Annotated in this window: 8 protein-coding genes; 3 read left to right on the forward strand and 5 right to left on the reverse strand. The window is 55.9% G+C overall.

From position 1 onward, the window contains the following. Positions 1 to 73 precede the first annotated feature (73 nt). The 3 genes from NB063_RS26875 to NB063_RS26885 are packed head-to-tail and all read right to left on the reverse strand — an operon-like array spanning position 74 to position 3,076. On the reverse strand, positions 74 to 1,531 hold the full coding sequence (locus NB063_RS26875) for a TRAP transporter large permease (RefSeq protein WP_250932145.1): 1,458 nt from the start codon (positions 1,529 to 1,531) through the stop codon (positions 74 to 76). Further along, positions 1,531 to 2,031 (reverse strand): TRAP transporter small permease, encoded by a 501-nt coding sequence (locus NB063_RS26880; protein WP_250932146.1) that lies wholly within the window; start codon positions 2,029 to 2,031, stop codon positions 1,531 to 1,533. The genes NB063_RS26875 and NB063_RS26880 overlap by 1 nt, the downstream gene beginning before the upstream one ends. A 25-nt stretch (positions 2,032 to 2,056) precedes the next feature. Further along, positions 2,057 to 3,076 carry a TRAP transporter substrate-binding protein gene (locus NB063_RS26885; protein ID WP_250932147.1) on the reverse strand — a complete coding sequence of 340 codons (1,020 nt, stop codon included), beginning with the start codon at positions 3,074 to 3,076 and terminating at the stop codon, positions 2,057 to 2,059. Positions 3,077 to 3,734: 658 nt separating this feature from the next. Here NB063_RS26885 and NB063_RS26890 point away from each other — a divergent pair. Then, entirely contained in the window at positions 3,735 to 4,001 is a 267-nt protein-coding gene (locus NB063_RS26890; RefSeq protein ID WP_250932148.1) for a hypothetical protein, read from the forward strand. A 181-nt stretch (positions 4,002 to 4,182) separates the two neighbouring features. Beyond that, entirely contained in the window at positions 4,183 to 5,199 is a 1,017-nt protein-coding gene (locus tag NB063_RS26895; RefSeq protein ID WP_250932149.1) for a TolB family protein, read from the forward strand. 39 nt (positions 5,200 to 5,238) lie between these two features. On the opposite strand, the gene NB063_RS26900 is transcribed toward NB063_RS26895, so the two are convergent. Then, positions 5,239 to 6,234, reverse strand: coding sequence for a diacylglycerol/lipid kinase family protein (locus NB063_RS26900; RefSeq protein WP_250932150.1), 996 nt, complete (start codon positions 6,232 to 6,234; stop codon positions 5,239 to 5,241). Positions 6,235 to 6,256: 22 nt separating this feature from the next. Next, positions 6,257 to 7,657 carry a BBP7 family outer membrane beta-barrel protein gene (locus tag NB063_RS26905; RefSeq protein ID WP_250932151.1) on the reverse strand — a complete coding sequence of 467 codons (1,401 nt, stop codon included), beginning with the start codon at positions 7,655 to 7,657 and terminating at the stop codon, positions 6,257 to 6,259. A gap of 719 nt (positions 7,658 to 8,376) precedes the next feature. Between NB063_RS26905 and NB063_RS26910 the strand changes: the two genes are divergently transcribed. Next, a complete protein-coding gene (locus NB063_RS26910; RefSeq protein WP_250932156.1) occupies positions 8,377 to 9,597 on the forward strand; it encodes a DUF1559 domain-containing protein in 1,221 nt (406 codons plus the stop codon). Positions 9,598 to 10,028 lie beyond the last annotated feature (431 nt).

A 10,028-nucleotide genomic window follows, 5' to 3' on the forward strand; every position in this document is an offset into this window, starting at 1 on the left:
GATATCTCGGTACATAAACCAAATGTAAATGAATTCTTGTGCTGACGTTCCAGCGTCAGCCCGGGCAGCAGCGTCACGGCGACTCAGACATGAAAAACGCTTTCTCCACTTCAGCCGCTTTGAGTTGTTTTGTTTGAACGGGCAGCCACAGCGACACCGACGGCACGTAGGTGATGACCATCAAAGCCATCACCATCGCCCCAAAAAACGGAAGCATTGTCGGCGTGACTTTGGCTATCGATGTCTTTCCAACGCCACAGCCGATGAACAGGCATGTGCCCACCGGTGGAGTGCACAATCCGATGCAGAGGTTGGCAATCATCATGATTCCAAAGTGAACCGGGTGCATGCCGAGCGTCGTGACCACGGGCAAGAATATCGGTGTAAAAATCAGGACCGCTGGCGTCATGTCCATGAACGTCCCGACCAGGATCAGCAGCAAGTTGATCAGCAACAGAATGACCAACGGGTTGTCAGAAACGTCCAACAGGGCTGCGCTCACGGTTTGCGGAATGTTGGCCATCGTCATGATCCAGCTCATTCCCGAGCTGGCTCCGATCAGCAGCATGACGACCGCGGTGGTAATACCGGACTCCAGCACGATGGTGGGTAATTCGGAAAATTTGATTTCGCGATACACCAGCACGGAAAGCACGAACGAGTAAACCACCGCGATCGCGGCCGCTTCCGTCGCCGTGAAGATCCCACCGAGGATTCCGCCGATCACGATGATAATCAACAGCAGGGTAAAGAAAGCCCGTCTGAATGTTGTGAAACAAGCCAAGCACACGGCAGAGAGCACCCCGCAAAGTGCCAAGGCAGCCGTCACGCCAATGCGAGGTGAAAGGATGGCCGTGACGAGCAAGCCCGCGATCACTGTTGTGGCGACCACGGGTTTCCATTTCGGCATCTCAATCACTTCGCCGCGATACCCGGCGAAAATCGAAATGACTCCGGCGACCAGCATGATGAACAATCCGGATAACACACCGGGAAAGACGCCGGCCATGAACATCGCGGCGATCGAAACCGAACCTGCCGCCACTGAATAGACAATCATGATGTTACTCGGCGGGATCATCAGCCCCGTCGTCGCAGCCGTCGTGGTGACCGCCACGTTGAATTCGCAGGCGTAACCCTTCCGATTCATTTCCGGAATCATGAATCCACCGACCGAGGAAACCGCGGCAGCAGCGGACCCGGAAATCGAACCAAACAACATGCACGTCAACGTGTTGACATACCCCAGCCCACCCGGCAATCGCCCGACGAGTGTGGCAGCAAAATCAATCAGCCGCCGAGCCAACCCGCCTTTGCCCATCAGGTGGCCTGAAAGAATAAAGAACGGGATCGCCAGGAGGGCAAAACTATTGACCCCGCTGACCATCCGAGACGCCAGGACCACAGACGGGTCGGAGCCTTCGGCAACAATTGCCACAAAACTTGCCAGTGCAATCGCAACGGCGATCGGCACATCGAGAACGAGCAGGACCGCGAAAGTCACGATCAGAATGACAGCGACGCTACCCATCAGTCCACCTTCCCGGGCTCTTCATGGCCACTCGACAGGAGCGTTTCCATGAGATTGCTAACAGTGAAGAGCGTCATGAAAAATCCAGCGATCGGGATAGCGAGATAGATGTGTCCCATCTTCCAACCCAATGCGGGTGTCGTCTGATCAAGCGCGAGTGCGTCGTAAACAACTCGTCCGCCGCCGATGATGAAGATCGAGACCGCAAAAAACAGCACGACGACATGGCTGAACAATTTCACACTCTTGCGGACGCTCTCTTCAAACTTGGCGACAAAGTAATCCACGCCAAGGTGGCTCTTAGTTTCGAAAGCGACGGCGCCGCCGAGAAGTGCAACCCAAATAAGCAAGAATCGAGCGAGTTCCTCCGTCCAGCTCGCTTGTTCGCCACCGACGTAACGCGTGAGGACTCCCCAAACGACGTCAAAGACGAGTAGTGTCATCGCAGCGATCAACAACCACTGCAAGAACACGGTCAGACCACTCACAACATTTTTCATTAAACGATGCATGTTATTTCACGCTCTAGTTCACGTTTTCGATTCGTTCGAGCATCGCTTTGATTTCCGCATTGTCGATGCGTTCGAGCATCGGCTGCACTTTGGCTGCGAAAGCGTCGACATCGACGTCGTAAATCGTGACGCCTTCTTCTTTGGCTTTTTGCAGGGCCGCTTCGGTTTCTTTTCGCCAAAGTTCTCGTTGCAATTCAGCTGATTCGTTTGCCGCTTGCTGGAGCCATTTCTGCTCTTGTTCCGACAGCCGATTCCATACCGGCAGACTCATCAAAAGCATGTCGGGGATCCGGGAATGGCCATCGAGTGAGAAATGCTTACAGACCTCATAGTGCTTGTTTGTCGAAAAGCTTGGCGCGTTGTTTTCGGCGCCATCGACCGTGCCTTGGGCCAGCGCCGAATAGAGTTCACCCCATGCGATCGGCGTGGGGGCTCCGCCCATCGCCTTGACCATATCGATCGCTGTGGCACTGTTCATCACGCGGATTTTTTTGCCTTTCAGGTCATCCGGAGTGCGGATGGGGTCGGTCTTGGTGTAAAAGTTTCGGCTACCAGCGTCGTAGTAACACAGACCGCGAAGGTACTTGCTCTCGCCCGCACCGAGCAGTTCCTCACCCACGTCGCCTTCGAGCACATTCCAATAATGAGCTTCATCACGAAACACGTACGGGAGACTGAACACGGCCATCGTCGGAATGAAGTTTTCGAGTGCAGCAGCGGAAGTCTTAGTCATCGCCAGCGAGCCATTCTGAAGCTGTTCGATGCACTCGGTTTCCGACCCCAGCACGGCACTGGGGTAAATGTCAACAGTCATCGTTCCGCCGGATAGTGCTTCGAGCCGCGTCTTCATCGACTCCATCGCCACGTGAACCGGGTGATTGGTGTCGAGACCATGGCCGAGTTTGAGCACCTTTTGATCGGCACGACCACCGCCACTGGAACTTTGATGACGCAGAAAACTGGCGAAACCCACGGTCGCCACGAGCACGCCGATTAATAGACCGGCAACGAAACTAGACCATGCTCTATTCATGTCTGAACCATGAGATTTCTAAACAACCAAGAGAAGCAAAAAGACGAGCACTTAATGGGAAGGCGAAACGTCGACGTAACAACGCTCGCACAAGTGTGCGAAACGCCGGTGATCCACCTGCTGGCGCAGACAGCTAAATTTGACCGGTGATTGACGATATTCTTGCGCAAAGTGGCGATGTCCTGTTGGACGCAAAGCCGAACCTGACTTGCCAACGAATCCACGTCCTTGAACTGCAGACGCCATTCTGAAAGCGAGACTCCGACAATTCGCACGTGAATTCCGAGAGCGTTTCCAACCCGATCGCACCACACAACTATGTTCAGCGTTAGTTATCAATCCTGCCCGAACCGGATGGCCGACACAGGTCATTTTTTCACCAAAAAGCGAGCAGGACGAACGAATCGCGGTTTCCAAATCGATCGCCGCATCTTCGAGTCTGTGCACTTCGCAGTCAAGAGTCTAGCCGACCCGGACACGCGAGTGTTGGACCGACCCGCGCCAACGTGATCGGTATTTTTGAAACGCCTGCGACAAATTCACACAGGAGATCGCGATCGGCAAACGTGGCGGACGTAGCGGTGGCGGGCAGGCGTGCATGAAGTCGATTTCAAGCATGGCCTCACCGTGTCGCTTCTAACTTACGTCGACGTTAGCAATGGGGACGTTCGTCGCGAACTACCTGGCGTTGACGATTCCGAATCTGGTCGCAATCAGCGAGGCGTTTTCGCAGACCGGTTTGCATCTCGCGTTGAGGTCGCGTCAGTGGGCGAGCAGCTGGCTCGCCGTGGCTGCTTGCACCGCTATCATGTTGCCCCCATTGCCCCATCTGCAAATGCGGAAATCCAGCTTCGTCTTCCTCGCCGCAGGCAGTGGTGCGATGGTCCTCAACATCATCACGCCGATCGGCATGGTGTCATCTTGAGTTCATCTTCGGCAGGACGATTGGAATTGTGATACCTTGCCCAGTGACCGTTGTGGACCGACTGCAACGTCATAGCACAAGGCGAGATGACAAAGAGTCGTGATCTTGCTTGCGAACAATTGCTTGGCGCAAAACTGGCCAGCTTCTTTTCGTTAACATGCGGAGTATTTAAGGAATGAGAATGAGACGACTACCTTGCTCGCTCTATGTGTTGATCCTGCTTTTGATTGCCCCACCTGCGAACGCCGAGGACGGTTCCATCGACGTGGACTTTTTGCATCCCCATCGATTGCTGCTCCACTACTGCGCAGAGGACGGCACACCCATTCGTCCACTTGTTGCAGACGTGTCTTTACGACATCAGTTCGATCGCCAAGGGACACCTGAGGTTTCCGCAGACGGCGAGCGTGTCGCGTTCGATGCTTGGACGGCCAGCGAAGACTTCACGTGGCAAGAATCTCGCATCATCGTTGTTGACATCCAAGGCGAGAATGCCCGTGACATTTCCGATGGCGTGATGCCGTCGTTTTCCCCCGATGGCACGAAACTGGTGGTCAGCCGTCCGCCCAAATACGCCAAACAAGATGGAGCCAAGGGAATGTCAATCTGGATGATGGGCGTCGACGGCACCAACAAGAAGATGTTGGCCGACCGCAGCGCGTGGGGCGGGAGATGGTCGCCTGATGGCAGATCGATCGTCTTTCACGGAGGGATTGATGACAACGGTGAAACGGTGCCCAAGACCTGCTTGCGTCTTTACGATGTCGCGAGCGGCAAAACAACAAATGTATTCAGCCCTGAGGAATCACCATTCTCCAATCTAAGCTTTCATTTTGAATGGAGCAAAGGCGACGAGCGAGTTGTCGCTTTCGGTGGCACGCTGAAAGACGGCAGCGGAAGCGCGTCGGCAGTGATCCAGGTCGACGAAGGAATCTCGAGCCTGAGGTTTCTGCTTCCGCCAGTCGATGGGCCGTGGGTCGCCGACGGTGCATCTTTCGACTGGCATCCCAGCGGCGCGGCGGTGCTTGTTACCGGAATTTCGGAAGGGCGAATGATTCCCGTGGCGGTACCGACCGACGAATCAGAACCCTACGTGTTATTCGAGGGCATCCCAGACAAAGTCGTTGCCCGCGACCCGATCTACACGCCCGATGGTAAGCATCTGATCATGTCGTTTGGACCGCACCGACAGAACTAACAAGTTTGTGTCGCTCGGAAGGTCGAAACGACGAGCCGCTTACGCAATCGCTGGACGCAACAACGTTACGCGAGCAGGGAGGACTTCGATTTCCACGGGAAGCCGTCCCGCGTAGTCACCATCGACTTGATAGGGCACGCGTGTCGGTGCCGTCCAGGTGACCCGGCGGACTCTGCGGCGGCTAACGTCGGGGTGCGAAAGGTGCCAGCCGAGCTTGATTCGAGCGAGGTAGTTAAGGCCGCTCCAAAAAAAACCGCGACGCATTGCGATCACGTCGAGCAAACCATCATCGGGTTTCGCGTTGGGCTCAATCCCGAGACCGGCGGCGTAACGAGGCAAGTTAAACGCCATCATCCAACACGCCTCGATCGGCGGTTGCTGAATATCGTCAGTGTCGGCGGAGATGGTTGTCTCGCTGCCCGGCTCGGGTGCGGGCGTGACCGCTTCGACGGACCGGATCAATGGGTAGGCGTATCGAGAAATCGCACGGAGAATCGGTCGCGTGTAACTCCATCTGCGAATGTGACCGCGGCGCGTTAGATGCATTCCGCGGACGACTTCTGCGTCCATCCCGGCGGTGACCATGACGAGAAACAGCCGACCGTTGGCGAGCCCGGCGTCCATCACGAATCGTTCGCCCCGTTCGATTGTCGCGGCGACGTCGACGGCGTCGGGCGAAAATCCCCAGTGGCGGGCGAGCAGATTTTCCGTGCCCATCGGCATCGGAACGATCGGAATCTCGCGTGGAATATTTTGAGCAATCAGGGCGACGGTGCCGTCACCTCCTGCGGCGACGACCGCAAAATGGGCTGTCGAGGTGGACGGGTCGGCGATGCGCTTTTGCAACGCTTCGATACTGTGGGTGACGTGACAATCGATGCCATTGCCGCGGAGCCGGGTCACCAAGCGGTCAATTTGATGTCGTCCCGCGCCGCTGCCAGCCTTCGGGGATGCGGAGATCCAAACCTCTCGGATCTTGCGATCGAGGTTTTCGGTTTCCGGTGCAGGTTGGCTGGGAGAAGACACAGTCGGCATGGGGTGAGAAGAGCCCCGATGCCTAGAACTGGAGTTGCAGTCCGAGGCTGAGGCCTTGAGCGTAGTAGTCACTTTCGACGTACCTAAATTCTGGACGCCGCGAACCGGTCAGCGGATCGATCGGAGGCGCCAATAAGTTGGGATTGATATCGGTATCGATTTGGTCACCGGCGCGAACGACTGCAGGCAGATAGACTAGCGTGTATCCAGCCGTCGCGTGCATCCAGTCAAAAATTCGGACGCCCAAGGTGAGACCGATTTCGGGAATCATCGTTAATTCATCGCGTTCGTACGAGCCCGAATTGAAGCGTTGCGCCAACAATCCGCCGGAGTAGTTTTCGGTAACCCCGAGTTCGGTGACTGCCGACTGACCGCCGATGCTGACCGTTTGCGTGTTTCGACCGACGGCGACGCGGAGAAGTGACTCCAGCCAAATGCGAGTGAGATTCGCTTGATAAGCGACTCCCAGTTGAAGCCCATCGAATTCATTCGTCGTCCGAAAGTGATCGCTCAGCTGAATCGTCCCAGGGGCCGCTGGATCGAGCGACTCGAGATTTTCGGAGAACGAAAGCCCGTCTTCCAAGCGAATATGGCGGTATCCGACAATCCAATCGACGCGATCGGTATTGCGACAGGCGACGCAGTTTCCACCACAGGTGGGGCAGAGCGAGGCGCGACCCGCGATCAGATACGAAGTCAAATCCGAATCCGAACCGATCCCTAAACTGCCGTCGACCAGCCCGGGGTAGTCGATCAATTGCGAAGTTTGTTGATCGGCGTCCGTGTCATAAAAGGGGCGAGCCAGGATTTGCCTACCGGTGCCTCCGGAGAAGCCGTCGTTGTGTTCCTTGAGCGAAAAATACTCGCCTTCGATTCCGAATGCCGCGGTCGATGTCAGGAAAAAGCCGCCTTTGAGCCGTATGCCGGACGTGGAATCGTCGTTGATCTTCCCGCCACCAAACAGCACCGTTGTGTTATCGAATCCGAGCACCCCGGCTTCGTCTTGGGCGGTCCCGTCCGGGCTCGTTGTGGCCAAGGCAGGTGTCTGCATGCCTTCGGTCCACCAGTGCAAATACTCGCCACGGAGCCATAAACAATTGGCGGGCTTGACGCCGATGAGTGAGCCGACACTGGGAATCCCAGTGTATCCGGACGATCCGCCAGCCGATCGACTCGCGGTCAGCCAAGCGGGAGGAAACGTAAAGATGTTAGTTGCGGGGAGCCCATAGCCTGCCCCGGGCGTCGCGTATCCGCTGGTCGCGTAGGGGTCGGCGGCATTCTGAGCCGACAAATTCCCCGCCGCCAATACGACGCAGGCGATGAGGACAGCAGCATGAACCATCCGCATCGGAGATTCAGTGTTGAAACGATAGAGGAAGTTTGAGTCGAGCACCGGCAACTGTTTTTTAAGCGAATTTCGCAAGAACCATTCAAGATCACCGCCCCTGCTGCCGCAGCATTCGTTTTTTAATCACCCGCTGTCAAGATCAGTCCCCCACCGTCGCAAGATTCAGCAACGTGGCCGAACGCTTCGAAGTCGGCTTCTCTGGTGCGAGTACAGCGACCGCGCGAATCCGTCCCCTCCTTGCCGGAACAGTGTGGCCGAACGCTCCGCGGCCGGGTTCTCTGGTGCGAGTGCAGCGACCGCGGAGCGTTCGCCCACATTCTTTTTCCTTCCAGTCCTGAGCCACTGCGTGAATCCGTCCGCTCCTTGTTGGATCAGTGTGCCCGAACGCTCCGCGCTGGTACTTCACCATCTTCCGACCGCGGAACGTTCGGCTACTCACTTGCCACCCGATGCGAGCAGGGGTCGGTTTGGGAAGCACCGAAGAGGCCACCTCACGAGACGCCTTGCTTTGGTTAGAGGGTCCTCGTGACGCCACGGGTGGGTGCCCTCGAAACAGGCTTTGGATGGCTCGCGAAAAGATGTGCGCATAATCTCAGAATGCCAACTGAATTTTCCAATACCAGTCTGAGCGCGATTCCTATTTTTTGCGCAATGAGGTGTACGTACGCTTTTTCCCTCCTGAAATGCAGGAAAGCAACTTGCGTGGTTACACCAAATAAAGCGTCAGCATGCTTGTTCTGTTCAAGCACTCTTCTCTCGCAACGACGCGGCAAATTTTCTTCACGGTGCTACAGATGATGTGGAAACGAAATGAGCCGAAGGGCTTCACGTTGGTTGAACTGCTCGTGGTTATTGCAATTATCGGAGTCCTCGTAGGTCTGCTTCTGCCAGCAGTCCAGGCAGCCCGCGAGGCGGCACGTCGAATGAGTTGCAGTAACAACTTCAAACAAATCGGACTTGGGATTCACAATTACCACGCAACTTACAATCAGTTGCCTACTCAAGGTACCGGCACGAAAGGGGCTGATGCTGGCAAAGCCGCAAGTGATTCTCGCGGAAACAACCGGATTGAACTCTCCGCATTGGTTGGCCTCATGCCCTTTATCGAGCAGCAGGCCTTGTGGGAACAGATCAGCAACCCGTTTCTGGTTGACGTTTCCGGAACAGCCAAGACCTATAATCCGATGGGGCCGTGGCCAAACACATCGCTGACCAATTACGGCACACAAGGTACTTACGATCCATGGGTTACCAACGTTCCATCCTTGCGTTGCCCAAGTGATCCTGGCCAGGGGCTGCCTGCTCAAGGTCGCACCAACTATGCCGTCTGCGTCGGGGACTCAACAGACACGAGTTTTGGAGGTGCGCTAAACCGATTGTCGGGCGCGCCCAACGGAACGACTTACGATCGAGCGAAGGCATCGATGCGGGGCGCGTTTGCAGTCCAATTTAAAACCGGCTTTCGCGACTGTCTTGATGGCCTGTCGAATACCATTTTCGCCGGAGAGATCACGACGGACTTAGGCGATCAGGACAAACGAACTCAAATCATGGCTCTGGGGTCCGGCAATATCATCAGCGCAGGTGGGAACCTAGGTTGCCGGGTCAGCATCGACGCCACCCGACCCCAGTTTTGGTCTAGTACCCCAACACCGAACACCTTGTTCGTGAGCGTTGAGGAAAGGCGTGGCTATAAGTGGGCATCGCTACTCCCGGTCTACACGCAAGTGTTCACTATTTTGCCACCCAATGCCGAACTCTGTGGTAACTCCAACGCGATCTCGATCGTGGTGGCACCGCCGAGCAGTCGTCACCAAGGCGGTGTGCATGTGCTGATGGGTGATGGGGCGGTGAAATTTGTAACCGACTCCATCGAATCAGGTGACGCTAGCCTCGGACAGGTTGGGATTCACTCCCTGCACTCCCCTTCCGCAGTCCCTGGCATTCCAAGCCCCTACGGGTTGTGGGGAGCTCTTGGCACCCGGGCCTCCGGGGAGACGACGAGCGAGTTCTAACGCTCAACTGATTGCCCTTCCCTTCTTTCAAGTCCTTTGCCGTTTGGTGTTTCGTTGATGAATCGCTTCCTGTTGATGATGTGTGTTGTTTTCGGCTTGTTCCACGCCGCTGGATGTGGGAGTCCCGAACCGTCCGTAACGACAAATACAGACGAAATCAAAGCCTATATGGACGCGCATCCTGAGATGGTATTTGACAAAACGGATCCGGACAAAACGCCAACTCAGGAGTAGAGATGCCTTTTTGGTCGACCACTTGTAGACGCTAACAACCTCACCCTTTCCAGGTCTACAACTTCCGAGCCCAACTGGGCCGGAAGCTGTGGCCTGGATGGACGGCATTCCCTTTTTCCCTCTCTGACAACAGGTCCTCGACCTTATCGCGGAGAAGGGGATTGAACTCTGCAAGCAGGTATGCAGGAATCATCTGG

It is taken from the genome of Aporhodopirellula aestuarii (genome assembly GCF_023701485.1).
Classification (GTDB): Bacteria; Planctomycetota; Planctomycetia; order Pirellulales; family Pirellulaceae; genus Rhodopirellula; species Rhodopirellula aestuarii.